Consider the following 26,134-nt stretch of genomic DNA (forward strand, 5'->3'; position numbering starts at 1 on the left):
AAAATAAAATTTGCTACCCTCATGCTATTACGTATGGGGGTAGTATGAAGTTGTCTATATCTAGCACTAAATCTGTGTTCTTGTCACTGTTACTCAGTGCGTCGAGTTTTGTGCATGCTGATGATAAATGTGATGTGGAGTTAGGGCATGGTTTAATCATCACTGATTCTGTGATCCGCATACTTGATAACGGTCAAACCCGAGTACAAATTAATAATGATAACCAGCTATTGGTGCGCGGTATGTGGGTTCAGCTTAATGAGCAAGAAACTCAAGTTCTGCAAGAGTATGCAAAAGGGATCCGAGATACGGTACCTGAGCTCGTTAATTTAGCAACGGATGGGGTCAACTTGGGGCTTAGCGCCATAGAGCAAGTGGTGGAAGGTATGTCTGATAGTAACCCTGAAGTCCTAAAAACGCAGCTGCAATATGTGGAGCGTGCGCTTATGGATAAGTTTAAGCGTGGCGAAGATTTTTATTATATTGCGCCGCAATCGCTGTCTAAAATTGATGATTTTTTTACCAAAGAGATAAGCGGTAAAATCCACTCTGCGGTGCACGGTTCTCTTGGCGCGATCCTTGTGTCGGTTGGCGATGCATTTAAATCGAGAGAGGGTAATATAGAAAGTCGCTTTTCTGACATGGGGCAACGCATGGAGATCATTTCTAAAGAAATTGACAAATCCCTACAACAAAAAGCCGCGCAGCTAGAAGTCAAGGCAAACGAATATTGCGAGTGCTTGAATACTCTGGATGAAACTGAAAAACGCTTACAAGTGATTGTGCCAAGCTTAGCTGCATTTGATCTAGTACAGATCCGTTCTTAAACAGCTAGTTTATACACACGCTTGGCGTTTTCAAAGCTAAGCTTTTGCCATACACTGCTATCAACATGTTGAATAAGCTCATAATAGTGCTGCCACTGTGCCTGGTAATCACGATGGATGAGACAAACCGGGTGGTTAGATGCCAGCATCACTCGCTCTGGGCCAAAGTAGGTTAATAGCGCTTGAAGTTGATAGCGAGGTACCATAGGTGCATCTAACAGTTCGTGCCCTGAAAACTTGATGTGGCAGTTTTTTAATTGCGAAAGCAATTCAATATTCTCTTGCCATGCATGGTTTTCAGTCATGAACCCCGCATGATTAATCACTAAAATGGCTTCTGGTCGTTCGCTGTAAATCTCATACATATGGCGACAGACATCGTTGTTGTGTACTTCAAATTGCGCTTCAAAATGTATATTTTGCTCTGCTAAATAATGGAGGTTTTGCTTGGTATACTGGGACAGTAGTCGCTGGGCATCATCACCTTCGGTGATATCCCTAATGGCAATTAGACTGGGGTGTTGGAGTTTTTCTAGCGCATTGCGAAACTGTTCGTGTGGACTGTCTATTTGGGCATAAGCGACGGCTTTATAAGGCAATGGAGGTACGATATTCGCTAACCATTGTAGTTCTTTGCTTGGATGAATATTATCGAACCCTGCTTCGATATGCACGCAAGCTGCAACTTGAAAAGTTGCATCACCTTGCAATGCACATGGCAAATGGTTTTGTTGGATCTCACTCAAGTTACGCCAAGCTGGAGGGTTGTGCTTTAACCAGCTGTAATTACCTTTGTCGAGATCAAAAAAATGCAAATGTGGGTCGATAATCTTCATTAGCGTGCCGTATAACCACCGTCTATGGTTTGCAAACTACCAGTAATAAACGCAGCATCATCACTGAGTAAAAATGCCACCAGCGCGGCAATTTCATTAGGTTGACCTAATCTGCCCAGCGGCTGTAGAGCGGCTTCTTCGGCCACCACTGCTGTTTTGTCGGCACCGCTTTGTGCACAATACCTGTCAATTGCATTGTGGAACAGCGGCGTTTCGATTGTGCCCGGACAGACCGCATTGGCGCGTATATTATACTGGGCATAATCTAGAGCGGTGGTTTTTGCCATCGAGGCCAGTGCATGTTTACTGAGATTATAGGCAAAAGAGTTCGGTTTCCCTACATGCGCTTGGTCTGAAGAGATCAGCACTATCTTACCATCGCGTTGTGTTTTCATCGCTGGTAGGACTGCTTGTATGGCTGCATACGCCCCTTTTACATTGAGCGCGAATAATGCGTCTAACGTTGCTTCATCGGTGTTTTCAATAGTCGCACTGAGGTGTTTGCCTGCATTTGATATTAAAGCATCTACGCGACCAGTGTCTTCGACAATACTGTAGATGGTCTGTTTAACTTGCTCCACTTGGCTTACGTCGCACTGACGGTATTCACCGAGGTCGCTATGCACAATATCGAGGTTAAATACTCGGTAGTTTTGATTTAGCAGCTTGTCGACAATGGCTTTGCCAATGCCAAAGCTGCCACCAGTAATGATGGCAACAGGTTGCATATATTTTCCTTAGTGGTCGTGACCACAGCCGCCTGCGCCGTGCACATGGCCATGGGATAGCTCTTCGGCTGTCGCTGCTCTCACATTAATTACTTCAACATCAAAGGTCAGTGTCTTGCCAGCAAAAGGGTGATTTAAGTCACAATCTGCATTAAAGCGACCGACTTTTACGATGCTTACTTGATGACGCCCTTGGTTTGATTCAACGATGGCTGTCATGCCAGGTTTCCAAACTTTGTTGTTACCTAAGCCTTGCAGGTGCTTGATTGGAATACGCTGAATTAAACCTTCTTGGTATTCACCATAGCTGTCTTTTGGTTCTAGTGTAACGGAAAATTTGTCGCCGGCAGATTTTCCATCTAGGGCTTCTTCAAGACCAGGAAGCATGCCCTCTTGGCCATGCAAGTAGTTAAGCGGCTCACCATTTTTGCTCGATTCAATTTGCTCTGAACCTTCTGTTAGCGTGTAATGAAATTCTACCGCTGAATCTTTTGTAATTTGCATATGTATTCTTCTGTCTCTTGAATGTGGTCTTATATTCTACGCTAGGGCCTAGTCTGGGGGCAAGCTAGGTTCAGCGGGGCTCGGGACTTCTTTCAGTTGGATTGCCTCCTCAAGAACATCGAGATAGCTTGGTGTCGTCACTTGATGCTTTGGTTGTGCTTTAACTTTTGTAGGTAAATGTAAAATGAGTACTTTACCGGGAGATAGAATACTTGCTGATTGTAAGTTGTTCCAATCGAGTAAGTCTTTCAAAGGTACTTGATAGTGCTGGCTTAAATCCCACAAAGAGTCCCCTGCGATAATCGTGTGATGGTGCTCTATAGTCGATTGTTTAGGGGTTGCAAGCTGTTCTAAGTAGGGGCTTATCTGATAATTTACAGTGAGAGAGCGGTTAATATTCGCCTGATTAATTAGTAGCGTCTCACCAACCCGTATCAAGTTGTTTTGTTTATTATTCAATTGCTTTATTGCTTTTACTGAGGTCCCAAACTGGCGTGCAATACCATATAAGGTGTCATTGAGTTTGACTTGATAGCTTTTGCTAAATTGCTCGCGGTAAAATGGGCTTTGCATTAACGCTTGATCCGTGAGTGGTACTAACACTTTGTAAGGACCTTGTTCTGGCGTTTGATGCCGCAGATAACCGCTGTTCAAGTGATGCAATTGTTGTTTATCGATATTAAGCAGTTGTGACAAGACGCCAAAGTTAAATGCTTGTCCAACATCTAAAATCGTGGTGGAAGCTTGATTGGCAAGTTCTGGTCGTTTAAATCCTGTTTCTGGGTGCTTCAATAAGTAACTTAATGCCAGCAGTTTGGGGATGTAATCTGCGGTTTCTTTTGGGAGTTTTAGATGCCAATAATGTGTGCTTTTTCCCGCACTGCGATTACGCTTGATTGCGGCTTTGACACGGCCTTCACCGGTATTATAGGCTGCGATTGCATGTAGCCAGTTACCGTCAAATGTTTTGTGTAAATATGCTAAATACGAAAGTGCGGCATCTGTGGATGCGAGTACATCACGTCGACCATCGTACCAGTCATTGCTTTGTAAGCCAAAATGGTAGGCGGTTGCATCTACCAACTGCCATATGCCTACGGCGCTTTGCTTGGAAACAGCTTGAGGGCGAAAATCACTTTCTACGAAAGGTAACAGCGCAAGATCTAGAGGCAGTCCGCGTTGCTCTATTTTTTTGACAATATGATACAGATACGGTTTAGCACGCTGGTTTACGGTAAGCAGATATTCTGGCTGTGATAAATACCACTCGACTCTGGTTTTGACGCGTTGATGCGGCGTTTGTTCAAAGCGAAGATTCTGGGCAATGTGCTGCCATATGTCTGGTGAGCGATAAGGCTTTGGTGGCGCTTGTTCTTGCACCGCGCGCTGCGGCACAGTTTTAACTACAGGTTCAGGCTCTTTTGTCGTTAATAGGTCTTGCAATACATCCTGAAGCGAAGCACGTTGAATAGGTGTTTGCTTACATCCTAATATGCTTAAAAAAATGATGCAGCAACAAAGCTGTATATAAGTGTTTTTACGGATCATAGGCGCTTAATACTGGAAAACACGATGGGTGATCAACAGATAAATTAGCATAGCTCATGTGTCGTACTATACCTTCTGGTGGTTATTTGTTCAAAAGCTAGTGTGTTTTTTTTGCTTTGTGGCTTGCTCAAAGTGGGCATCAAATTGATTTTTTGAAAAGCCACTTTGTTGATATTGCTGCCGTAATTGATCAACTTCCTGCAAGCTGTATGTTGAATTTAATAGCGATAAAAACTGAGTGGGTAGACGGAGTTTTTCGCTTTTATAGGGTTTACCAAATCCAGGAAGTACCCACTTTATTTTTTGGGAGTGCTCAAGAGTATGCAAAGTTCTTTGCCAGCCCTGACTGTCGGATTGGGCAACATATGGCAAGGTATTTGTTGTATGGCCACCAAAAAGGGCTTGGTTGCTATGGCTATAAACATATAGTGCAGCACCTTTATAGCCTTCAATGGGCGTGACCGATAGTGAGTAACGACCTAAATCAAGAGTAATGGCTTTCGGCACTGGGGTAACTGTCGGCGGAGATATTTTATGCCAGCGGCTCAAGCGTTGCTTGGCTTGTTGTAACTTTGCGTGCCAAGCTAACTGCTCGGACTTGGGGACTTTAGAAATACGCTGTTGGCTCAGCAAAAGGCTTTGCTCAAACCCTTCAAGCTTTTGTTCCAACTCCTGTTTTATCGAATTACTTATCGAGTTTGTTATAGATGTGCTATTTGTTGGAGTGTAAATGGTTGCATTTGGAAAAGCGCTTTTGAGTAACGCGATACCAGATAGCTGCTTGGGGTCTAAGTTTGTGGCGACGATATAGCACACAGGCACGGTGAGTTTTGAACGTATTTGCGCGACTAATAATTCAAGGGCAACGAAGTCTCCGTGACTGTCTATTAAGGCTGCGCACTCATTACCTTGGATAATGGCTTGATTGGGAAGGAGGTAACGTGCTTCTTTGGCCGGCTCAATGAGCACAGTGTGTTTATCGACTTGATGCCAGTTTGCAGCTTGCGCATAGATGGGGGAGAGCACCAGCGCGAAAAAGAGGCCAAACGCAATCTGATTTGGCATGATTATTTAGCCTCTAAGTGTTCGCCTAAACGTGCTACCAGTTGAGTACTTTTATTGGTCGCCATTAGATGTTCTTTTTCCAGTGCCTGAAAATCATGACACAGGTGTAAAGCAGCCATCAAAAGTGCGTTTTGATCTGTACGAACCGTGTCCCTACGTTTCATTTCATCAACGCGAGAATTCAATAATTCTACCGCATCAATGAGTGCTTGCTCTTGTCCTTCAGCACATGAAAACTGGTGGCTTTTACCGAGAAGGGTAACCGCCACCTGGCTTACTTTATCCGTCATTAGCTCGCCTGATGAGCGCTCTGAAGTTTATCCAGTAAGCTGCTTAGCGTTGTGCTGGTTTCTTTTTGCTTTTCTTCACGTTCCAGTAGTTCTAACTGCAATGTTTCGTTTTCATCAACTAATTTACCATTTTGCTCTTTTAGTAGGGTAATTTGCTGCTCTAGCTGCTCATTCTTACCAATCAGTTGATCTACCAGTTGTTCGAGTTGTGGAAGAATATCGTTCATTTTAAATGCGCTCTTATCACTGTGTTTTGTCATGCAAATGTAAAGCAAAGCGGGCTTTATTACCAGTATTTGCGTAGCTTTATACTGATTTTTGCGCCGTTTTAAGAGATAATTCTGATAACTTCTTATTTTGTTCATTTGTTATTCATGAAAGTGGTCGGATTTTGGCCGTTTTGAATTGAGACGAATTTGCAAAAAGCCACTATCGTCAGTGAATAAAGGCCATTATGCTCAGTTATAGACATTCTTTTCATGCTGGTAATCCAGCAGACGTTATCAAACACTTAGTTTTAGCTGAAGTGCTCTCTTACATGACGCGTAAGGATAAGCCGTTCGACTATATAGATACGCACTCCGGCGCAGGTTTCTTTGAGTTAGCATCAAGCGATGCGCAAAAAACGCAAGAGTTTGAGCAGGGGATAGGCCGACTGATGCACTATGAGGGGGAAAATGAAGCGATCCTCCGTTATATCGACATGGTAAAGAGTTTCAATGATAAAGCGTTGGCTTTTTATCCAGGCTCTCCAAAAGTGGCTGAACAATATCTGCGTAAACAGGATAAAGGCTGGTTTTTTGAACTCCATCCGCAAGATTTACCTCTGTTGCAAAAAAATACTGCTCATAAGCGCTCTTTGCGGGTCAAAGGGGAGGATGGATTTAAAGGGTTATTAGGATTAGTGCCGCCTTTATCACGCCGTGCCGTGGTGCTAATGGACCCGCCTTATGAAATAAAATCAGACTATCAAAAAGCGGTAAAAACCATTGTAAAGGCGCATAAAAGCTTTACCTCAGGGACTTATATGATTTGGTACCCAGTGGTCGATAGAGATCGTATTGAGCAAATGGAAGCTGAGTTGATTGCATCTGGTGTGCGCAACATTCAATTGTTTGAGTTAGCGACTTCGGCAGATACTGATGAACGTGGTATGACGGCTTCAGGCATGATCGTGATTAATCCACCTTATGTCCTGAAAAATATCATGGATGCAGTGTTACCAGAGTTAGTGAAAGAGCTTGCAGATGATGATGGCTTTTTCCGCAGTGTTGAGTTGGTTGCGGAATAATTAAAGTTGTGTTCCAACCTGATCTTAACTAAGTTCAGGTTGTATTTTATTTGCTCCACTGGCGAAGATTTCATATGCTGAAGCTATGGATGCCAGTAATGCGTGCAAGAGTGAAGGATGTTAATGAGTAGTGAAACTGCTAAGGTAAAGAAAAACGCCGTTCAGTATATCGCCCGCCAAGCTATTTTAAATAGTGAACTGCAAGTACATGCCTATGAATTACTGTATCGTGACTCACACAATAATGTGTTTCCAAGCGGTGTAAGTGATGGGCTTGCAACGGGGCGTCTGTTCTTTAATTCTTTACTGTTTATTGGTTTAGATAGGCTCGCTGCGGGCGCTTTGGCATTTGTTAATTTTTCAGATGAAACACTCATACAAGAACTTCCTAAGCTATTAAGCCCACAGGGGCTTGTAGTGGAAATTGTTGAGCGCTCACAAGATATCGAGAGTTTGACTGCAACAGTCAGTAAATTACAAAATGTGGGCTATCGTTTTGCCCTAGATGATTATGATGGCGATCCACGCTGGCAGCCTCTTTTAGATTTAGTTGACTTCGTGAAGCTGGAAGTTGAACTCCCTATCATCAAAACCACCATGATGGTGAAAAAGCTCAAACGTCAATATCCACATTTGCAAATAGTTGTGGAGCGAATTGAAACGCAAGAGCAATTTAATTTTATCCGCGCCGCAGGGGCTGATTATTTTCAAGGTTTTTTCTTTGCCAAGCCTGAGATGCTCAATCATGGCAATGTGGAACCCTCTAAGCTTGCGGTATTTGATTTATTGCGTTGTACTGCGAAAAAGTCCCTCTGCTTCAAAGAGGTGCAAGATCGTGTATCGAAAGATTTAAGCTTAACTGCTCGAGTACTCCGGCTGGCCAATGCCAAAGCAGGGGAAGATCGGATTGAGATCCGCTCAATTTCACAGGCTGTGATATACCTTGGTGAGGATGCCATTCGCCAGTTTGTTAAAGTACTGGCATTGAGTGAATTGGGCGCAGATAAGCCGACAGAATTGACTAAGCTTGGCTTGAATCGTGCCAAATTCTTGGAGCTTTTTTTGGCTCCAGGTGGTGATGAAATGGCAGAGCAGGGCTATTTAATTGGTCTGATGTCGGTACTTGATGCCATTTTAGATGTGGAGCTCTCTGTGGTCGTGGATGAGTTTTCATTGGACCCTGATTTAAGCAGTGCATTATTAAGCTATAAAGGGTTAATTGGCGGTGCACTTCGCTTGGCAATTGAAGTGGAGCGAAACAATCTAACTGAAGCTGAACTTATTTTAAATGCGATTCGCCCGGCGTCAGAGATACAAGTACTTTTTGACTTAATTATAAAAAGCCGAGCATATGGAGATGAAATGTTTGCTGTAGCAAGGGAAGATGTCGAGCAGTAGCCAGCTTACATGTCGACCTTGTGCACTGACATTAGTAGGTTGTTATGTCGAGCGACAAAGAGAGATTCTTCCAATAAGCTTGCTCCTGTTCTAAGTCTGCTGCAAACAGTGAATGCTGTTCAAACCACATGCGTTCACACGAGAGTTCAACATTTTTACTGGTGACAGAAAAACGATATTTAGGCAGTTGGCTCTCTTGACGTTTTTGATGGAACAAAATCGCTAAACGTAATAGCGTGAGTAATTTTGAAAATTGCCCAAGAGATTCTTCTTCAATCAGTGCATTGAGATCGACTGCTTTAATTTTTTTGCGATGAAAACGGATCAAGGCCCCAAGCAACTGCTGTTGTTCTTGTGTAAAGCCTGGGAGCTGACTATTACTCACCACATATGCACTGTGTTTATGAATGCCTGAAGAATTGATTGCAATGCCTACCTCGTGTAATTGTGCAGCCCAGCGCAGGATCTCTAAATCAAGTTCTTCAAGCTGCCATGTTGTTTTTGCTACATTAAATAGTTGTGCAAGGGTTTGACATATATGGTTGGCATGTGGCGTATCAACGGCGTACTGTTCTGCGAATGAGGAAATAGTACGGGCACGAATATCAAACTCGTTATTTTGCGCTAATTCATGTAATAACCCTTCCCGCAGTGAAAAGTCACAATACGTCATATCCGTTATATTAAGCTGATTAAAAGCGCCGATTAGCACAGCAAGCCCACCAGCAATGCTCGCCTGGCGCTCCGGTGGGAGCGCCTTGAGGTCCATACTCTCTAATGTTTGTGCTTCAACAAAATGATTTCGGATCTGTTGTAATGACGCTAATGTCAGAGTTTTGCTGGCAAATAACTCTTCGTTGATTGCGGTGAGGGTTTTAATGGTGCCAGATGTGCCCAAGCAGGTTTGCCAGCCTGCTTTTTGATAGTTAGCGGTAATGGCTTCAATATTTTGCTCTGCATGGATAATGGCTTTTTGAAAACGCTTGTTAGTGAGCTTTCCATCGGCAAAATACCGTTGGCTCATGGTAACGCACCCAATATCACGGCTAGTGAGCAGCTTGTGGTATTGGTGCTTACCAATGATCATTTCTGTACTACCTCCGCCGATGTCTATCACCAGGCGGTTGTGATCGCCGTGTATGTAATTAGCGACACCTTGATAGATTAAACGCGCTTCTTCTTGTCCAGAAATGACATTGATTTTATATGGAAAAACAGCCTTGGCCTGTTTTAAAACGTGGTGTAAATTTTGACACTTTCTCAATGTATAGGTTGCTGCAACTTCGACGTTCTTTTTCTCAAAACCGTTCAGTGTGGCGGCAAACTGAGAAAGCACATGCAAAGCGCGTGCAATGGCTTCATCACTGAGGTGATCATTTTGATCCAGCCCAGCGGCCAAATAAACACGTTGCTTTTCTTTGTGTAGTATTTGTAATCGACCATCTACCTCCCTTGCAACCACAAGATGAAAACTATTTGAGCCTAAATCAACGGCTGCAAAAGATGGGTATGTTGTCATGTTAAGTCCTAGTGCTTTCCCATTTTTTAATGTGATCATAGATGGCGATTTGAGAACGGATCTTCTTCTTATTGCCGCGATTCACATAGTTATTTTTTTGTTCACTATCAATTAATCGCGCTTTTACGCGATCTCGAAATTGTAGTTCTAATGTATCAATGATCAACTGTTTCAACGATTCATCATAAATAGGTACACCCACTTCGACACGGTGATCTAGGTTACGGGTCATCCAATCGGCAGAAGAAATATAGACCTGTGGTTTCCCCCCATTTTCAAATACCATGACACGTGGATGCTCTAAAAAGCGATCGACAATACTGATCACGCGAATATTGTCACTGAATCCTGCAAGGCCGGGAACAAGTGCGCACATACCACGAATGATCATACGAATTTTGACACCGGCCATAGCGGCACTATAGAGCTTTTCGATTAGCTCCTTATCGACCAAGTTGTTCACTTTTACTGTGATACGTGCTGCTTTACCTGCGCGCGCGTTATCCACTTCTTGTTCAATGAGAGAGTATATTTTTTCTCGTGCATTGAGAGGAGATATCATTAAATGTTGAAAGTTAAATGGTCGATAGCTGGTTTCGATGAATTTAAAGACATCGTCACACTCATTGCAAATCTCTGAGTGCTTGGTGAATAAACTAAAGTCGGTATAGATGCGCGCTGTTTTTTCATGGAAATTACCAGTACCTACGTGTGCATATTTAACAATTTGGCCTTTTTCTTTTCGGTGTATCACACACAGTTTGCTGTGTACTTTCAGTGCAGGTAAGCCAACCATGACTTTGATGCCATACTCACTGAGCATTTTTGCCCACTCGATATTGTTTTGTTCATCAAAGCGCGCTTTTAACTCGACCATAACGGTCACTTTCTTGCCATTTTTGGCGGCATTGATAAGCGACGCGATCAGCTGAGAGCGACTGGCCACTCGGTAAATATTGATTTTGATCTGAGTTACTTTGGGATCAAACGCTGCTTGGCGCACGTATTCCAACATGTGGTTAAACGTGTGGTATGGATAGTAGAGTAAAATATCTTGTTCAGAAATGGCTTTAAAGGCACTCTCGTGTTTATCGAACGCACTGCTTTTTAAAGGGGGCAGTGGTTTGTTTTCTAAATACCCTCTGCCTACATTTGGAAAGGCGATAAAATCTCTAAAGTTACGATAGCTTCCGCCTGGGATCAGGGCGTCTTGGTGCGTCACACCTAAGCGTTTTTTCATCACTTTCATAATGCTTTCAGGCATGGCTTCATCGTAGGTGAGGCGCACAGGCTCTGCATATAAGCGCTGTTTTAGACCTTTAGACATTTTATCCAGTAAGCCCTCTTCAAGCTCGTCATCTAGGTTATATTCAGCATCCCGAGTTAGCTTTATCTCGTACCCTTCGATGTGTTCAAACGAAAGGAAGTTACTGAAGACTTCGCGCAGGTGATATCTCACGACATCATCAAGCAGCATTAACGTTTTTTGTCGGCGTGTTCTCTCTGGCGGTAAAATAACAAACCGATCTAGCCTATCTGTTGGTAGTTCAAGTAGGGCGTACTGATGTTTGTCATTATCGTTACGCATTTCGACAAACAAGTAGGTCATGGTATCGTTGATCAGATCTGAATAGTCCCTATTTTCTGAGAGTAAAATGGGGGATAGATGCTGTAAAACCTGATCGTTAAAATAATCTCGTAACCACTGTTTATGGAACTCAGACAAGGCTTCTGGTTGCTTTACGTGAATGTTATGCGCATTTAAGTCATTAAAGATTTGATTATGGATATGATTAAACTTTTTCCCTAAAGACAATACTTTTTTTTGTATTTGATTCAGTAACGCTTCGTTTTCGTCGAAGTTGGCATCGGGCAAGTTACTGAGCAATATCCGGCGTTTGACATCAGCCACTCTGACACGAAAAAACTCATCAAGGTTGTTAGAGAAAATGCCTAAGAACCTTATACGTTCGATGATTGGGTTATTTTTGTCTTTAGCTTCTTGCAAAACTCGCTCATTAAATGAGAGCCAACTGAGCTCTTTGGCAAAAAAGCTAATGGCTTTAGGGTCGCTAGATAGTGCGTGCATTTTACATTCCATAGTAACGATAGCTTATTCTAGAGTATGTCCAGAATGTGACACTTATATGACAGCAGGTACAACCGAGGGAAAAAGGAATATGGCAGTGGTAAAACCTCGCTGCCATAAGAGTGTAGAATATTTTGAGTGAATTAATTTAATTAGGATCAAACGTTAATCGGGTTCAACATCCACAATCAGATCACTGGTGATTGCTTCTAGTGCATCTACGACATTTTCTTTATCCATACCGGGAGGTAAGCTCACGGTGGCAAAAGCACTGAATATGGGTAATCCCCAATTAGGTGCGCTTTGCTGTCTAGAATTCAAATGAGTGATATTGGCGCCTTTGTGGCGGATCACAGTTGAAAGTTCTTGGATTATACCAGGTCGATCATTGCCAGTTATCACCAAGTTGAGTTTTTCAATTTGAGTCTCCGGCTTGCTTTGTTCGCCGTGCTCTATGCGGACTTCAAGTTCTGGTAACGCATGAAGTGCATCTTGCAGTGTTTGCAAGTGCTCTTCAGCCACTTCAACGAGTACTATACCTGCAAATTGGCCAGCTAAATGGCTCAGATTACTAGTTGCCCAGTTACCATGGTGCTGTAAAATTGTGGCAGATATTTCTTCAACGAGACCAGGTCGGTCCTTACCTAAAAGTGTTAATACTAACTGCTTCATATCACATGTCTCTTATTATTAAATGCCTTTTGGCGGTGGTGGAAAAGCGAATTATCGCCTGTTAAGCCTAGTAAATGTGGGGGATTTTTCCAATGAGATGACGTTTGCTTTGTAAACAAATGCAAATGAAAACGCGGTGCATTTGAGATACGATTTGCCAATACGTATTAAAAGTTAAAAAAAGGGACACATTCCTCTCGCCTGATGTAACATAACTGTCATCTTGATGAAATATAATGCGCCGCAACTTGATAATAAAAAGGTGTTTTGATGACTTCCAATCCGCAAAAACCGTCCTTCAAAACGGATAGAAGCCGTCTCTTTAAAGACCGCTTTGCCCAATTTGGCATTACCTCGGGTGGGGTGATGGTATTGGTTGCTTTGCTCTTGATCTTCTTCTATTTACTTTATGTCGTACAGCCGATCTTTGAATCAGCAAATGTGACAAAACGTACTGAATTAGCCCTTCAAAGTGATAAAACGTATTTTGGTCTAGGTATGGAAGAGCAAACTGAAATTGCTTATTTGCTAGATAGCACAGGCCAAGTTGATTTTTATCAGATTAAAGGCGATAAAACCGGAGAGCTACTTAGCTCACTGCCTGTTGACTTAGCGGGTCAGGTAAGCAGTTTTGCACAGAGCGCACCTTTTTTAGGGATATATGCCTACGGCTTAGATAATGGTCAAGTTCAGTTAGTTAAGCCAAGTTTTTTGATCTCATTCCCAGGCAATGAGCGAGTGATGAAGCCACGCTTGAGTTATCCGTTAGATGGCGTTCAGCTGGTGGTCGATGAGCAAGCGCAAGCGATTAAGCAATTTGCATTTAGTCACTATGAAGATAAAACGGCTGTTATTGCACAAACGCAAGATAAGCGCGTTATTTTTGCTTCATTCAGCGCAGAAGAGAATATGTTTTCTGGTGAAATAGAGTGGCAAGTTGAGCGTAGTTTATTACCGATTGAAGGGCGTATTGACGAAATGTTGATATCGCCAGACACGACGCGTGTATTTATTCGCTCTGCAAACCAGATTTATGTATTTGATACGCGCTTTGCCGATGAGGTTGAGCAAATTCAGTTGCTTGCCGCAAACGAAGAAAATGCAAACCTAGTTAATATCAGTTTGTTAGCGGGTGCTAATTCACTGATGATCAGCAATGATAATGGTGAAGTATCTCAGTGGTTTGAAGTGAATACAGATAATGGTCGTCAGTTTGCCAAGATCCGCGCATTTGAGAGTATCGCGGGTGCACAGGTCGATATTTTCAGTGAGTTTTATCGCCGCACTTTCTTTACGACAACCAATACTGGTGAACTGGGTTTGTATTACACAACCAGTGAAGCGCACCTTTGGCAAGGTAAAGTCACTCAAGGTGCGATTGAGCAATTTGCAGTATCACCTCGAGCCAATGCCGCGCTGATATTGTCTGACAAAACTTTGAGCGTCGTTGAGCTTCACAATGAACACCCTGAAGTGACTTGGTCTGCATTGTGGCAAGAAGTGTGGTATGAAGGTTACCCTGAGCCTGCATATACTTGGCAGTCAACTTCAGCAAGTGATGATTTCGAGTCTAAATTCTCTTTGGTACCTATCTCGTTTGGTACGATCAAAGCGGCGATGTATGCGATGTTATTTGCAGTACCAATTGCGCTGTCAGCAGCCATTTATACCGCTTATTTCATGTCGCCGGAGCTACGCCGAGTCGTTAAACCAACCGTCGAAATTATGGAAGCTTTACCAACCGTGATCTTGGGATTTTTAGCAGGCCTTTGGTTAGCGCCACTGATTGAAGCGCATTTACCGGCCATCGTTGCCTTACTGATATTGTTGCCAATTTCTATCCTTGCGACGGCGTTTGGTTGGACTAAATTACCGAAGCAGATCCGTCACTTGCTGCCAGATGGTTGGCATTCAGTATTACTTATCCCTGTTGTGCTTTTCATCGGTTGGTTGTCTTTTGCAATCAGTGACAGCATTGAAGTGTGGATGTTTGGCGGCAATGTTCGTCAGTATCTAACTAATGAATTAGGCCTCACGTTCGACCAACGTAACTCTTTGGTTGTGGGGATAGCGATGGGCTTTGCGGTTATTCCAACTATTTTCTCTATTGCGGAAGATGCGGTATTCAGCGTGCCAAAGCATTTATCAAACGGCTCCTTAGCATTGGGTGCAACACAATGGCAGACACTGGTTCGCGTGGTTCTATTGACGGCGAGCCCAGGTATTTTCTCAGCGGTCATGATGGGCTTAGGTCGTGCTGTGGGTGAGACCATGATTGTACTGATGGCAACGGGTAATACGCCAATTATGGATTGGAGTATCTTCCAAGGTATGCGTACACTTGCCGCAAACATTGCTGTGGAAATGCCGGAGTCAGAAGTGGGTAGTTCTCACTACCGAATTCTATTCTTAGCCGCTTTTGTACTGTTTATTTTTACATTTATCTTTAACACGGTTGCTGAATTTGTTCGCCAGCAGTTACGTGATAAATACAGCTCGATGTAATGGAGTGATGACATGGTAAGACAATGGTTTAAGTCAGGATCTCCGTGGATCTGGATGACAGGTGGTGCAGTTAGCATCAGTTTAATCTCGGTGATTGGCCTATTGGCAATGATCGCATGGAAAGGGTTGAGCTTCTTTTGGCCAACTGAAGTTGTGCAGTTTGAGCTTGAAGGGTCTGTCGCGAAGCAAACGGTGATAGGTGAAATCTACGACCGTGAAATGGTGCCTAAAGAGCGATTAGTCGCTGCTGGGTATGATTTGTCAGATTATCAAGACGAGTATGTAGAGCGCCTTCTAGTTAAAACCGGTAACCGTGAGTTTGTTGAGCTAGATTTCCGTTGGATTTTAACCACGGATATTCAAAGCCAATCAGTGCCAGAAGAGATGGCGGTTTTTGAACGTAGTAAAAACGGTAACTTTTATGGTTATGTCGTTCGCGTCATCGAAGATGGTCAGGTGGTCTCGCAAAACCCTGTTGCGCGTTTAGAAGAGTTAGTCGAACGTGCCGTAGATTTAAATGAAGAAGCATTAGATCTTCAAAATGGCGATATTGGCCATATTAACTATGAGCTTGAAAGATTGCGCTTAAAGGAGCGTGGTTATCAACTTGATAATGAGCTAACAGCAGACGTTAAAGCGGACTTAGAAGCGCAGCGTGCACAGCTTCGTGAAGACTACAAAGTGTTTGAAAAGCGTTTGTTTGAACTGCGCGGTGATGCAAAGCGTGACTACGTCGTTGTGCGTGATATGCGTGGTGAAGAAGTGACTTTACCTCTTTACCAAGTACTGGATGTGTGGTTCCCAAATAATATGGGCTTCTTTGCAAAAGTTGGCCATTACTTCTCACAAACAGGTAAATTTATCAGTGACGACCCACGTGAAGCGAATACCGAGGGCGGTGTATTCCCTGCGATTTTCGGTACTGTTTTCATGGTGATGTTGATGGCGGTGATTGTTACGCCATTTGGTGTGGTAGCAGCAATTTACTTACACGAGTATGCAGCGAAAAACGCTGTGACTAAGATGATCCGTATTGCGGTGATTAACTTGGCAGGTGTCCCATCTATTGTATACGGTGTTTTTGGTTTAGGTTTCTTTGTGTATATGCTTGGTGGCTCTATCGACCAATTGTTCTACCCAGAAGCTGCGCCAAGTCCAGTATTTGGTACGCCAGGGGTAATTTGGTCAGCACTGACACTGGCTATTTTGACATTACCTGTTGTGATTGTGTCAACAGAGGAAGGTTTGTCACGTATTCCAAGTTCCGTTCGTCATGGTTCATTAGCACTGGGTGCAACAAAAGCGGAGACGCTATGGCGTATTATCGTGCCAATGGCCAGTCCTGCGATCATGACCGGTTTAATTTTAGCGGTTGCGCGTGCAGCGGGTGAGGTTGCACCTCTGATGCTAGTGGGCGTGGTTAAAATGGCACCAACCTTACCACTGGACGGCAACTTCCCTTATATTCATTTAGATCGTAAGTTTATGCACTTAGGTTTCCATATTTATGATGTTGGTTTCCAAAGTCCAAATGTTGAGGCGGCACGTCCATTGGTCTATGCAACCGCCTTCTTACTTGTTACGGTGATCATTGCGCTAAATATTACAGCGATTGGCATTCGTAACCACTTACGCGAAAAATTCAGAGCTCTAGAGCACTAATAGTACAGATTTGAAATAGGTATCCTTTTATGATTACAGTAGCGCCACAAGTAAATAATGCAGATGCTAATACGAAATTAGATCTTGCCAACTTGAGCCCAGAGCAAACCGCTTTAGAGATCAAAGACCTTGACCTTTACTATGGTGATAAACAAGCTCTGAGTAAAATCAACATGTTGATCCCAAAGGGTCAAGTAACCGCGTTTATCGGTCCATCAGGTTGCGGTAAGTCAACGTTGTTACGTTGTATCAACCGGATGAATGACTTAGTTGATACATGTCGCATTGAAGGTGAAATTAACCTTCAGGGGCAAAATATCTATGATAAAAGCGTTGATGTTGCAGCACTGCGACGCAACGTGGGTATGGTATTCCAAAGACCAAACCCTTTCCCTAAGTCTATTTACGAGAATGTTGTTTACGGCCTTCGCCTGCAAGGTATTAAAGATAAGCGTAAACTGGATGAAGTTGTAGAACGTTCATTACGTGGTGCAGCATTGTGGGATGAAGTGAAAGATCGTCTTCACGACAGTGCATTTGGTCTCTCGGGCGGTCAGCAACAACGTCTTGTTATTGCCCGTTCAATTGCGATTGAGCCTGAAGTATTACTGTTGGATGAGCCAACCTCGGCACTAGACCCGATTTCTACACTGGTTATCGAAGAACTCATCAATGATTTAAAAGATAAGTATACTGTTGTTATTGTTACGCATAACATGCAACAAGCTGCACGTGTATCTGATCAAACAGCCTTCATGTATATGGGCGAACTTATTGAGTACTCAGATACCAATACACTATTTACAACACCGACGAAGAAGAAAACTGAAGACTACATCACAGGTCGTTACGGTTAATTTATAACAGTGTGGTTGCCCATGTACTGGGCAACTTGTTGGGGTTGTTTTCAAAGGTAGGGTTTTAGATGGAACACAATATTAATAAGCATATCTCTGGCCGCTTTAATGAAGAGCTAGAAAACGTAAGAAATCACGTATTAAGTATGGGTGGATTGGTTGAGCAGCAACTGAACCTTGCACTAGATGCTGTGAGCACAAGCAATGCGGACAAAGCACGCAAAGTCAGTGAGAATGATTACAAAGTCAATGCGATGGAAGTGAATATTGATGAAGAGTGTACGCGTATTATCGCTAAAAGACAGCCAGCAGCCAGTGACTTAAGATTGGTCGTGGCCATTGCTAAAACGATTGCTGACTTAGAGCGTATAGGTGATGAAGCAGAACGTATCGCAAAAGTCGCGCTTGATTCATTCACCAAAGATCAACAACACCTGTTGGTGAACGTAGAAAACATGGGTCGCCTAGTATCTAAAATGTTGCATGACGTGTTGGACTCTTTCGCGCGAATGGATGCACAACGTGCATTCGAAGTGCACAAAGAAGATGCCAAAGTAGACAGAGAATATGAGGCAATTACTCGCCAAATCATGACTTACATGATGGAAGATCCACGCTCTATCCCAAAAATTATGGACTTAGTTTGGTCAGTTCGTTCACTAGAGCGTATTGGCGATCGCTGTCAAAACATTGCGGAATACGTCATCTATTTTGTAAACGGTAAAGATATTCGCCATACTTCTCAAGAAGATATCGAAAAGAGTTTATAGGTTTACCTGGGATTAATCGGAATAAATCGAACGATTAATCCCAAGTTCATGATAAAAATCGTTCACAATTTCGGTTAATGCTGTAAACTTGGCCTCTGCACATGCATATTATTATGATTTAAGGGTCAGTTATGCCTAGTAATGCGTTTTTAGGAGTCTTTGCAAAATCTCCTATTAAGCCGATTGAAGAGCACATTAAGATAGTGCATCAAGCCAGTGAAAGCTTGATCCCGTTCTTTGAACATGTCTTCAAAGGGGAGTGGACTGAAGCGGATGCCCTTCGCGTTAATATTCGTAACCTAGAACGTGAAGCCGATGCGCTTAAGCGAGAAGTACGTCTTCAGCTGCCTCGCGGCCTATTTATGCCAGTTGAACGGACTGATTTACTGGAACTTATTACCCATCAAGACAAAATCGCCAATAAAGCCAAAGATATCGCAGGTCGAGTCGTTGGCCGTGAAATGGTGATCCCCGAATCTATTCAAAATGAGTTTGTTGCGTATTTAAGCCGTTGTGTAGACGCGACAAAACAGGCCTCAAAAGCGATTAACGAACTGGATGAACTGTTAGAAACAGGCTTCAGAGGTCGTGAAGTTGTATTAGTCGAAAAAATGTTGAGTGAGCTTGACGCCATTGAGCAAGATACCGATGACATGCAAATTAGAATTCGCCAAGAACTTCGTCAAGTTGAAGCTGATCTTAATCCGGTTGATGTGATGTTTTTATACAAGATCATCGAATGGGTAGGGGAATTAGCTGATATCGCTGAGCGTGTTGGTGCTCGCCTCGAGGTAATGTTAGCACGCTGATTTTTATCAGCGATAGTTTATAAAGAAGTACGCCGTTGTTACTCTCAAAGCTAGACTAGAGAGCGGCGGTGTTGTGTTTGTTTAATAGCTATTTATATGTGTTCTCATAATCAAGAGTGTGAAGAGATAAACGTATAAATACATAATCAGTGTTTAAAAAACACTAAAGGTTTTTCAATGGATATCATTGCTTCTCATGGCTCGATGTTAGTACTCATCGCAGCGGCAGTTGGTTTCTTTATGGCTTATGGTATTGGTGCAAACGATGTTGCAAACGCCATGGGTACTTCAGTGGGGTCAAAAGCCCTTACAATCAAGCAGGCAATCATCATTGCGATGATTTTTGAGTTCGCAGGTGCTTACCTTGCGGGCGGTGAAGTAACGTCGACGATCCGCAAAGGGATCATTGATGCAGCCCCGTTTGCTGACATCCCTGAATTAATGGTGTTAGGTATGATCTCGGCACTATTTGCTGCAGGTACTTGGTTGCTGTTAGCGTCAGCATTGGGCTGGCCGGTATCTACGACGCATTCAATCATTGGTGCGATTATCGGCTTTGCGTTGGTGGCTGTAGGTAGCGAAGCTATCCAGTGGGGCAAAGTAGCTGGCATCGTAGGTAGCTGGGTTGTAACGCCTGCAATCTCAGGCTTCATTGCATACCTTATCTTTATGAGTGCACAGAAGCTGATTTTTGATACTGATAAACCGCTCACTAACGCAAAGCGTTTTGTGCCTTTCTACATGGGTCTAGCCGGCTTTGTCATGTCTTTGGTGACTATCAAAAAAGGCTTGAAGCACATTGGTATTAACTTAGGTACTTTTGAAGGTTATGCACTTGCAATTGGTATCGCTGTGTTGATTGGCTTAATTGGTAAAGTGTTTATTGCACGCATGAAAATGGATCCAAATGCCGATAAGCAAATGCAATTTAATAATGTTGAAAAAGTGTTTGCCGTATTAATGGTTCTAACAGCGTGTTGTATGGCGTTTGCACATGGTTCAAATGACGTAGCCAATGCGATTGGTCCACTAGCTGCGGTTGTAAATATTGTAGAAAACAACGGTGAGATGGCGAAAAAAGCTGAGCTTGCATGGTGGATTTTACCGCTGGGTGGTTTAGGTATCGTTGTTGGTCTTGCGGTATTAGGTAAAAAAGTAATTAAAACTATTGGTGAAGGTATCACGCATTTAACACCAAGCCGTGGTTTTGCAGCTGAGCTTGCGGCGGCCTCGACGGTAGTTATTGCGTCTGGTACTGGTTTGCCTATTTCAACGACACAAACATTGGTAGGTGCCGTTTTAGGTGTGGGTATGGCCCGTGGTATCGCGGCACTTAATATGGGTGTGATCAGAAACATTGTGGTTTCTTGGGTAATCACATTGCCAGTCGGCGCAGCCCTTGCTATTGTTATATTCTATATTTTAAGAAGCGTGTTCGGCGTTTAGTAAAAATCAGACTTTTAGCTTGAAAAGATCTCAGCATCATTGGTGTTGGGGTCTTTTTATTTATGGGTTTATTAGTGAATAACTTACCAAGTATAAAACAATTACAATACCTAATTGCAGTGCATCAGCAGCAGCACTTTGGTCGAGCGGCAGAGGCGTGCTTTGTTGGCCAGTCGACGTTAAGTAGTGCGATTCAAAATTTAGAAGAAACACTTGGCTGCCAGTTAATTGAGCGAGAAAATCGCAGTCTCATGTTTACGGATGTGGGTGAAGAAGTTGTCGCGCGAGCGAAGAAAATCATTGATGATTCAATTAGCGTTGTTGAGTTAACGAAAAGTTTTAAAAACCCATTGTCTGGCAAGCTTGTACTGGGGTTAATCCCGACGATTGCGAGCTTTATTGCTGCGCCCTTGTACCAGTACTGCCAAGAGGTTTTCCCAAACCTTCAACTCGTATTGGTTGAGGATACCAGTGATAGGCTACTCGATAAGTTGGAGCATGGCCATATTGATATGGGCATATTGGCGCTGCCATACAGAACAGATAAGTTTCATACGCAGATTTTAACCAAAGACCATTTCTCATTGGTTCACCATGAAGACTATGCTATCCCTGAAGTATTAGAGGACTTTAATTTGCTGCCTAAAGACAGTGTATTTTTGCTCGAGCGCGAACACTGTATGACAGGGCATGCACTGAGCGCATGTAACCTGACTCGCAGTGAGTGTATTAATCCATTTGAGGCTGCGAATTTACACACGTTACTTAGCATGGTTGAATATCAGAATGGGGTGACTTTTCTACCTCAGATGGCACTCAATGCAGGTATCTTAGATGGAAAGCCTATGGTGACTTTGTCGCCTCAAGCGAATGCTTATAGAGAAATAGGCTTGCTATGGCGCAAAACCACTGGGCGAATACGAGACTTCAGGTTATTTAGTAACGAGGTTGGAGAGTTCATTAAAAAGCAGTGCCAATAGCACTGCTTTTGAGTAGCATGAAATCATTGCTTAAGTCGAACTGAGCTTGCTCTGTGACATAAGATTGGGTAGAAATAATAAGTATACCCACACCACTAAGTTGAAATACGGTACAAACCCTAATACTGTAAACAGCTTAGTTGGATACCCTTTTTGTTTGGCGCAGCGGTAGCATTGTAATGTGATTAAACAATGTACCATTGATAGAAACAGAATAAACTGAAACATACTTATCTCCCCGAATTCCATTACGAGATGTACTCAAATCCATTGTATGTCTTCTACTTATAAGCATATAAGTAAAAAAAGAAGACATTCACTTCGAAGTTTTATTATAGTTGAGTTTTTAGTCGACTGCAGCGACTTTTTTCCCCATTTGGATTAGCATGCTGTTTTTAGGGATAAAATAGTTTTTAATTGATTTTTTAATTGCTCAATTGGAAGCGGCTTAGAGATGAAATACCCTTGTCCATAGTCGACGCCTATTCTTTGAAGCTCATCAAAAATTTCTTTACTTTCAACATACTCTGCCACAGAGCATTTGTCTAAAGAGTGGCTAATATCGTTGACCGCTTTTACTAGCGCAAGATCAATTGGGTCGTTGAGCATATCTCGGACAAAGGAGCCATCTATCTTTACATGCTGAGCTGGCAATTGTTTAAGATAGCTAAATGTACTAAAACCGGTGCCAAAATCATCAATAGAAAAATGACACCCCAGCTGATTAAGCTGTGTAATCATCGCTTGCGTGGCACTTAAATTGTTGATGCTTGCAGATTCTGTGATCTCGAAAATAATGCAGTGTGCTGGAACTTGAAAATCGCGCAGGCAAGTTTGGATATGTGGCATCAGTCGCTCATCTAGAAATGACTGGGCCGACAAGTTTACTGATATCTGATGTAGCTCTGGGTGTTTAGATACCGCACGGATACTTTCTTTGATGACGGACTGATCCATTAAAAAAGTATCATTAAGTAATTCCAAGGCAGGAATAAACTGATTTGGATATATGATTTTATCATCAATGACTAGGCGAAGCAGCGCTTCAAAATAAGCGATTTGGCTGTTTTTAAAGTCCCAGATAGGTTGATAGTGAAGTTCAAATTGATTGTTTTTCAGCGCTTCTCGAACGCTGTGTCCCCATTCTAACCCTGTCTGTAAGGTGCTGTTTTTAGCATCTTCTTTGGTGTAGCAATGAACGAGGTTTCGGCCTAGGTTTTTTGCTATGTACAATGCGATGTCCGATTGTTTCAAGCATTCATTCGGGTCGCAATTCACTGCTGATATAAGGGTTAAGCCAATCGAGCAGCTAATTGTATAACTGGCTTCCTCAGAGTGAAACTGGTGGTTTTCAATCGCACTACAAATGCTCTCGGCCATCATATGGGCATCGAGCAAGCGGGTGTGCTTGAGTAAAATAGCAAACTCATCCCCGCCAATTCTAAATATCAGGTGCTCTTGTGAAATATGTGCTCTAAATAGCTGTGCAACTTCTTGCAGGACAATGTCACCTTGTTGATGGCCTTTACTGTCATTAATGATTTTAAAGTGGTCTAAATCGATATAAATCAGCGCATGTTCGGTATCGAGGTTGTGCTTGGCTTCTTTACAAAAGAGGTTAAGCTGCTGATCAAAATAATAACGGTTATGCAGGCCTGTCAGAGTGTCATGTAACGCTAAGTGTCGCAATTGTAATTCGGCTTCTTTACGCTCATGTATGTTGTCAATCGTCGCCGTGATCGACGCATTATTCGTTTGATTTTTTATGAGCTGAAAACGGCACTCAACCCAAATAGAAGTACCTGAATGATGACTCAGCTGGAGCTCGACTGTTGAAGCATGTGATCCATTGAGTACATCCTCTATGGCTGTATGCAAACTGGTTAAGTAATCGGGATGCACATAGTCACACAGTTGGGTTGCAAGTGTGGATTTGAGCTTATGACCTGTTAATTGTTCCCATGCAGGATTAATAAAACGAATACAGCCCACAGCATCCAGTTCTAGTACAACGGTATTTAAATGCAGTAAAATACGCTGGTGTGCAGAGAAAAGCTCTTTGTAACTCTGTTCTCTTCGACTTAGCTGCTCCACTTTATTAGCAAACTCAGCGTAGCTGACCATAAAGTCTTCACGCCTCGCGGCATGGTCACACACCTTACTCAATAGCGATAAATTATAAGGGGCGCGAATAAAATCTGTGACCCCCAGTAGTAAGAGTTGCTCGGCGTAATCAGCGTTTCGATTGTCGATTATTGTTACGATAGCTTGGCTTGGTTTGTGTTGAAGTATGTTTGCAACGAGTTCTTTAGTTGTTTCTGCACGCGTAGATGTTGCGTCCAGTAAGACGATGGAGTAATCGTTTTGTAAAAACTCGGAGAGCGCTGCATTTTCCGTCGAAACAGTATTGCAGCTGAAGCTCAAAGCAAGATGATCGCTAATATCGTCTGCTTTTTTCCCATTTGGCTCCAACAGCAGTAAATTAAGGCGGCTGCTTTTTTCCAAATGTGTCGATAAAACATTGGCCAAGACCTGAGGCAATACATCATGTCTTTCTAGCGGCAGCACGGCATCAATACTGTAACTTCGCGCGGTAGTTTCCGCAATGCGCTCACAGTATGTCGGTGGGATCAATACAATAGGGGTGTTTTTTGGGGTTTTTAATAGCCCTGAACGGATCATGCGAGAAAACCGCCAGCCATCTATTTTCCCCACATTGAGACCACTAATGACTAAGTCAACGGCGCGTTGTTTTAATAACTGCAGGGCTTCTTGTGTATCACTGAGTTCTATTATTTGAAATACATTGAGCTTTTGTAACGTTCTTATTACGGTTTGACGCTCACCATGATCGGCATTGACAAGTAATAAAGTAAGCTGTTTAGCCATGGTGTTACGACCCCAAACCCATGTTTTAAGTATTTAGATAGTGCACATTCATCGTTATTTGCATGTTTTATATTGCTTTTTACTCAATATACCTGAAGAGCAAGTTTTGCATTTAAAAGAATGAATACAAGCAAAGTAGCCAGTAGAGTAAAGCTATTTAGCACCGCTGACAAGAGGTGAAAAAGTATGAATAGATCAAGCTTGTTGCTTGATTTCATTATCTCGCAGCACTAGACTTGCCGCCTAATTGCACGAATATGAGGTCTTATATGCGCGTTGCTGACTTTAATTTTGAACTTCCTGATGAATTGATCGCCCGCCACCCCAAAGCGGAGCGTTCGAGTAGCCGCCTTTTAACATTGAATGGCACTAATGGTGATTTAGAGCATAAAGTATTTAAGGATATTATTGATCTGATTGAACCTGAAGATTTGATCATTTTTAATAATACCAAGGTTATTCCAGCTCGCATGTTTGGTCAGAAGTCAACGGGCGGTAAAGTTGAAGTCTTGGTCGAGCGTATTTTAGATGAACACCGTGTACTTGCACATGTGCGTTCAAGTAAGTCACCAAAGCCAGGTGCCGAATTGATCCTTGAAGACAAAGCACAAGCAACCATGGTTGCACGCCACGGCGAATTGTTTGAATTAGCGTTTAAAGGTGAGCACTCGGTATTGAGTATTTTGGACGAAATTGGCCACATGCCATTGCCGCCTTATATCGATCGCCCAGATGAAGAGGGTGATAAAGAGCGTTATCAGACCGTGTATGGAGAAAAGCCAGGCGCGGTAGCGGCACCAACAGCGGGCCTGCACTTTGACGATGCACTTATGGCTCAGCTCAAAGACAAAGGCGTTGAAATGGCCTTTGTGACCTTACATGTTGGTGCTGGTACTTTTCAGCCAGTCCGTGTTGATGATGTGAATGATCATCACATGCACTCTGAATATATCGAGGTACCTGATGAAGTTGTGGATGCTGTGACTAAGTGTAAGCAACGTGGAGGCCGTGTTATCGCGGTTGGTACAACGTCGGTCCGCTCTTTAGAGTCTGCTGCAAAGGTTCACGGTGGAGAGTTAAAGACTTTCTATGGTGATACGGACATTTTTATTTATCCGGGTTATCAGTTTAATGTTGTTGATGTGATGATCACCAACTTCCATTTACCTGAGTCAACATTAATTATGCTTGTGAGTGCCTTTTCAGGGCAAGCACACATCATGAACGCTTACCATGAAGCAATTGAGCAGAAGTATCGCTTCTTTAGTTATGGCGATGCAATGTTTTTAACTAAAAAACAGTAATATAGAATTTTAAGACCGGCTAAATGCCGGTTTTTTTATATTTACACTCAACTTTTTTGATTGTGACTTTATTTATTCCTTTTTAGCCCCAATATTAGAATTGCTCGGGCTTTATTGATAGAATCTGACAGTTTACATGGCCCAT

The 26,134-nt window shown here is 42.8% G+C and carries 23 protein-coding genes; 11 read left to right on the forward strand and 12 right to left on the reverse strand.

Annotated features, from left to right (window positions below; genetic code table 11):
* The first annotated feature begins 44 nt into the window (after nt 1-44).
* Nucleotides 45-827: a YggN family protein gene (locus JF50_RS04435; protein WP_039608291.1), complete on the forward strand. Its 783-nt coding sequence runs from the start codon at nt 45-47 to the stop codon at nt 825-827.
* Here the strand turns inward: JF50_RS04435 and JF50_RS04440 are convergent.
* The 7 genes from JF50_RS04440 to JF50_RS04470 all read right to left on the reverse strand — a co-directional run bounded on the left by JF50_RS04440 (nt 824) and on the right by JF50_RS04470 (nt 6,025).
* Complete coding sequence (locus JF50_RS04440; RefSeq protein ID WP_039608292.1) at nt 824-1,663, reverse strand: amidohydrolase family protein; 840 nt, start codon at nt 1,661-1,663, stop codon at nt 824-826. The two genes, JF50_RS04435 and JF50_RS04440, sit on opposite strands and share 4 nt — an antisense overlap.
* The gene (locus JF50_RS04445) at nt 1,663-2,391 is read right to left on the reverse strand and encodes an SDR family NAD(P)-dependent oxidoreductase (RefSeq protein WP_039608293.1); all 729 of its coding nucleotides are present in this window, start codon (nt 2,389-2,391) and stop codon (nt 1,663-1,665) included. The genes JF50_RS04440 and JF50_RS04445 overlap by 1 nt, the downstream gene beginning before the upstream one ends.
* A 9-nt stretch (nt 2,392-2,400) precedes the next feature.
* The gene (locus JF50_RS04450; protein ID WP_039608294.1) at nt 2,401-2,895 is read right to left on the reverse strand and encodes an FKBP-type peptidyl-prolyl cis-trans isomerase; all 495 of its coding nucleotides are present in this window, start codon (nt 2,893-2,895) and stop codon (nt 2,401-2,403) included.
* 48 nt (nt 2,896-2,943) lie between these two features.
* Nucleotides 2,944-4,443 carry a transglycosylase SLT domain-containing protein gene (locus JF50_RS04455; protein ID WP_039608295.1) on the reverse strand — a complete coding sequence of 500 codons (1,500 nt, stop codon included), beginning with the start codon at nt 4,441-4,443 and terminating at the stop codon, nt 2,944-2,946.
* Between the two features lie 90 nt (nt 4,444-4,533).
* Nucleotides 4,534-5,508, reverse strand: a complete 975-nt coding sequence (locus tag JF50_RS04460) for a hypothetical protein (protein ID WP_039608296.1) — start codon at nt 5,506-5,508, stop codon at nt 4,534-4,536.
* A gap of 2 nt (nt 5,509-5,510) precedes the next feature.
* Nucleotides 5,511-5,798, reverse strand: a complete 288-nt coding sequence (locus JF50_RS04465) for a cell division protein ZapA (protein ID WP_039608297.1) — start codon at nt 5,796-5,798, stop codon at nt 5,511-5,513.
* Nucleotides 5,798-6,025, reverse strand: coding sequence for a hypothetical protein (locus JF50_RS04470; protein WP_039608298.1), 228 nt, complete (start codon nt 6,023-6,025; stop codon nt 5,798-5,800). The genes JF50_RS04465 and JF50_RS04470 overlap by 1 nt, the downstream gene beginning before the upstream one ends.
* 227 nt (nt 6,026-6,252) lie before the next feature.
* Between JF50_RS04470 and JF50_RS04475 the strand changes: the two genes are divergently transcribed.
* Both JF50_RS04475 and JF50_RS04480 read left to right on the forward strand, forming a co-directional pair.
* Complete coding sequence (locus JF50_RS04475; RefSeq protein ID WP_039608299.1) at nt 6,253-7,089, forward strand: 23S rRNA (adenine(2030)-N(6))-methyltransferase RlmJ; 837 nt, start codon at nt 6,253-6,255, stop codon at nt 7,087-7,089.
* Nucleotides 7,090-7,206: 117 nt separating this feature from the next.
* Nucleotides 7,207-8,487, forward strand: a complete 1,281-nt coding sequence (locus tag JF50_RS04480) for an EAL and HDOD domain-containing protein (protein WP_039608300.1) — start codon at nt 7,207-7,209, stop codon at nt 8,485-8,487.
* A 31-nt stretch (nt 8,488-8,518) separates the two neighbouring features.
* Here JF50_RS04480 and JF50_RS04485 read toward each other — a convergent pair whose 3' ends face one another.
* From JF50_RS04485 to JF50_RS04495, 3 genes are all read right to left on the reverse strand, one after another.
* Nucleotides 8,519-10,006: a phosphatase gene (locus JF50_RS04485; RefSeq protein WP_039608301.1), complete on the reverse strand. Its 1,488-nt coding sequence runs from the start codon at nt 10,004-10,006 to the stop codon at nt 8,519-8,521.
* 1 nt (nt 10,007) lies between these two features.
* The gene (gene ppk1, locus JF50_RS04490) at nt 10,008-12,095 is read right to left on the reverse strand and encodes a polyphosphate kinase 1 (protein WP_039608302.1); all 2,088 of its coding nucleotides are present in this window, start codon (nt 12,093-12,095) and stop codon (nt 10,008-10,010) included.
* A 165-nt stretch (nt 12,096-12,260) separates the two neighbouring features.
* Nucleotides 12,261-12,767: a glycine cleavage system protein R gene (locus JF50_RS04495; protein ID WP_039608303.1), complete on the reverse strand. Its 507-nt coding sequence runs from the start codon at nt 12,765-12,767 to the stop codon at nt 12,261-12,263.
* A gap of 270 nt (nt 12,768-13,037) precedes the next feature.
* Here JF50_RS04495 and JF50_RS04500 point away from each other — a divergent pair, with 270 nt between their 5' ends.
* From JF50_RS04500 to JF50_RS04530, 7 genes are all read left to right on the forward strand, one after another.
* Entirely contained in the window at nt 13,038-15,272 is a 2,235-nt protein-coding gene (locus tag JF50_RS04500; protein ID WP_039608304.1) for an ABC transporter permease subunit, read from the forward strand.
* Nucleotides 15,273-15,284: 12 nt separating this feature from the next.
* Nucleotides 15,285-16,934, forward strand: a complete 1,650-nt coding sequence (pstA, locus tag JF50_RS04505) for a phosphate ABC transporter permease PstA (RefSeq protein WP_039608305.1) — start codon at nt 15,285-15,287, stop codon at nt 16,932-16,934.
* 29 nt (nt 16,935-16,963) lie between these two features.
* Nucleotides 16,964-17,791, forward strand: coding sequence for a phosphate ABC transporter ATP-binding protein PstB (gene pstB, locus JF50_RS04510; RefSeq protein ID WP_039608306.1), 828 nt, complete (start codon nt 16,964-16,966; stop codon nt 17,789-17,791).
* A 68-nt stretch (nt 17,792-17,859) separates the two neighbouring features.
* Complete coding sequence (phoU, locus tag JF50_RS04515; RefSeq protein WP_039608307.1) at nt 17,860-18,561, forward strand: phosphate signaling complex protein PhoU; 702 nt, start codon at nt 17,860-17,862, stop codon at nt 18,559-18,561.
* Between the two features lie 131 nt (nt 18,562-18,692).
* A complete protein-coding gene (locus tag JF50_RS04520; protein ID WP_039608308.1) occupies nt 18,693-19,370 on the forward strand; it encodes a TIGR00153 family protein in 678 nt (225 codons plus the stop codon).
* A gap of 177 nt (nt 19,371-19,547) precedes the next feature.
* Complete coding sequence (locus tag JF50_RS04525) at nt 19,548-20,816, forward strand: inorganic phosphate transporter (RefSeq protein ID WP_039608309.1); 1,269 nt, start codon at nt 19,548-19,550, stop codon at nt 20,814-20,816.
* A gap of 74 nt (nt 20,817-20,890) precedes the next feature.
* A complete protein-coding gene (locus JF50_RS04530) occupies nt 20,891-21,796 on the forward strand; it encodes a hydrogen peroxide-inducible genes activator (RefSeq protein WP_039608823.1) in 906 nt (301 codons plus the stop codon).
* 30 nt (nt 21,797-21,826) lie between these two features.
* On the opposite strand, the gene JF50_RS27495 is transcribed toward JF50_RS04530, so the two are convergent.
* Nucleotides 21,827-22,024 (reverse strand): hypothetical protein, encoded by a 198-nt coding sequence (locus JF50_RS27495; RefSeq protein ID WP_080760141.1) that lies wholly within the window; start codon nt 22,022-22,024, stop codon nt 21,827-21,829.
* Between the two features lie 153 nt (nt 22,025-22,177).
* Entirely contained in the window at nt 22,178-24,685 is a 2,508-nt protein-coding gene (locus JF50_RS04535; RefSeq protein WP_039608310.1) for an EAL domain-containing protein, read from the reverse strand.
* A 269-nt stretch (nt 24,686-24,954) separates the two neighbouring features.
* Here JF50_RS04535 and queA point away from each other — a divergent pair, with 269 nt between their 5' ends.
* Nucleotides 24,955-25,989: a tRNA preQ1(34) S-adenosylmethionine ribosyltransferase-isomerase QueA gene (queA, locus tag JF50_RS04540; protein ID WP_039608311.1), complete on the forward strand. Its 1,035-nt coding sequence runs from the start codon at nt 24,955-24,957 to the stop codon at nt 25,987-25,989.
* Nucleotides 25,990-26,134 lie beyond the last annotated feature (145 nt).

It is taken from the genome of Pseudoalteromonas luteoviolacea (genome assembly GCF_000814765.1).
Classification (GTDB): domain Bacteria; phylum Pseudomonadota; class Gammaproteobacteria; order Enterobacterales; family Alteromonadaceae; genus Pseudoalteromonas; species Pseudoalteromonas luteoviolacea_H.

What these genes read in the sequence shown, in the direction of transcription:
- ppk1 (WP_039608302.1), bottom strand. Translation starts at nt 12,095, where the DNA reads ATGCACGCACTATCTAGCGACCCTAAAGCCATTAGCTTTTTTGCCAAA.
- JF50_RS04440 (WP_039608292.1), bottom strand. Translation starts at nt 1,663, where the DNA reads ATGAAGATTATCGACCCACATTTGCATTTTTTTGATCTCGACAAAGGT.
- JF50_RS04525 (WP_039608309.1), top strand. Translation starts at nt 19,548, where the DNA reads ATGGATATCATTGCTTCTCATGGCTCGATGTTAGTACTCATCGCAGCG.
- JF50_RS04470 (WP_039608298.1), bottom strand. Translation starts at nt 6,025, where the DNA reads ATGAACGATATTCTTCCACAACTCGAACAACTGGTAGATCAACTGATT.
- JF50_RS04435 (WP_039608291.1), top strand. Translation starts at nt 45, where the DNA reads ATGAAGTTGTCTATATCTAGCACTAAATCTGTGTTCTTGTCACTGTTA.
- JF50_RS04495 (WP_039608303.1), bottom strand. Translation starts at nt 12,767, where the DNA reads ATGAAGCAGTTAGTATTAACACTTTTAGGTAAGGACCGACCTGGTCTC.
- JF50_RS04520 (WP_039608308.1), top strand. Translation starts at nt 18,693, where the DNA reads ATGCCTAGTAATGCGTTTTTAGGAGTCTTTGCAAAATCTCCTATTAAG.
- JF50_RS04450 (WP_039608294.1), bottom strand. Translation starts at nt 2,895, where the DNA reads ATGCAAATTACAAAAGATTCAGCGGTAGAATTTCATTACACGCTAACA.
- JF50_RS04455 (WP_039608295.1), bottom strand. Translation starts at nt 4,443, where the DNA reads ATGATCCGTAAAAACACTTATATACAGCTTTGTTGCTGCATCATTTTT.
- JF50_RS04475 (WP_039608299.1), top strand. Translation starts at nt 6,253, where the DNA reads ATGCTCAGTTATAGACATTCTTTTCATGCTGGTAATCCAGCAGACGTT.
- JF50_RS27495 (WP_080760141.1), bottom strand. Translation starts at nt 22,024, where the DNA reads ATGTTTCAGTTTATTCTGTTTCTATCAATGGTACATTGTTTAATCACA.
- queA (WP_039608311.1), top strand. Translation starts at nt 24,955, where the DNA reads ATGCGCGTTGCTGACTTTAATTTTGAACTTCCTGATGAATTGATCGCC.
- JF50_RS04500 (WP_039608304.1), top strand. Translation starts at nt 13,038, where the DNA reads ATGACTTCCAATCCGCAAAAACCGTCCTTCAAAACGGATAGAAGCCGT.
- JF50_RS04445 (WP_039608293.1), bottom strand. Translation starts at nt 2,391, where the DNA reads ATGCAACCTGTTGCCATCATTACTGGTGGCAGCTTTGGCATTGGCAAA.
- JF50_RS04465 (WP_039608297.1), bottom strand. Translation starts at nt 5,798, where the DNA reads ATGACGGATAAAGTAAGCCAGGTGGCGGTTACCCTTCTCGGTAAAAGC.
- JF50_RS04480 (WP_039608300.1), top strand. Translation starts at nt 7,207, where the DNA reads ATGTTAATGAGTAGTGAAACTGCTAAGGTAAAGAAAAACGCCGTTCAG.
- pstB (WP_039608306.1), top strand. Translation starts at nt 16,964, where the DNA reads ATGATTACAGTAGCGCCACAAGTAAATAATGCAGATGCTAATACGAAA.
- JF50_RS04535 (WP_039608310.1), bottom strand. Translation starts at nt 24,685, where the DNA reads ATGGCTAAACAGCTTACTTTATTACTTGTCAATGCCGATCATGGTGAG.
- phoU (WP_039608307.1), top strand. Translation starts at nt 17,860, where the DNA reads ATGGAACACAATATTAATAAGCATATCTCTGGCCGCTTTAATGAAGAG.
- pstA (WP_039608305.1), top strand. Translation starts at nt 15,285, where the DNA reads ATGGTAAGACAATGGTTTAAGTCAGGATCTCCGTGGATCTGGATGACA.
- JF50_RS04460 (WP_039608296.1), bottom strand. Translation starts at nt 5,508, where the DNA reads ATGCCAAATCAGATTGCGTTTGGCCTCTTTTTCGCGCTGGTGCTCTCC.
- JF50_RS04485 (WP_039608301.1), bottom strand. Translation starts at nt 10,006, where the DNA reads ATGACAACATACCCATCTTTTGCAGCCGTTGATTTAGGCTCAAATAGT.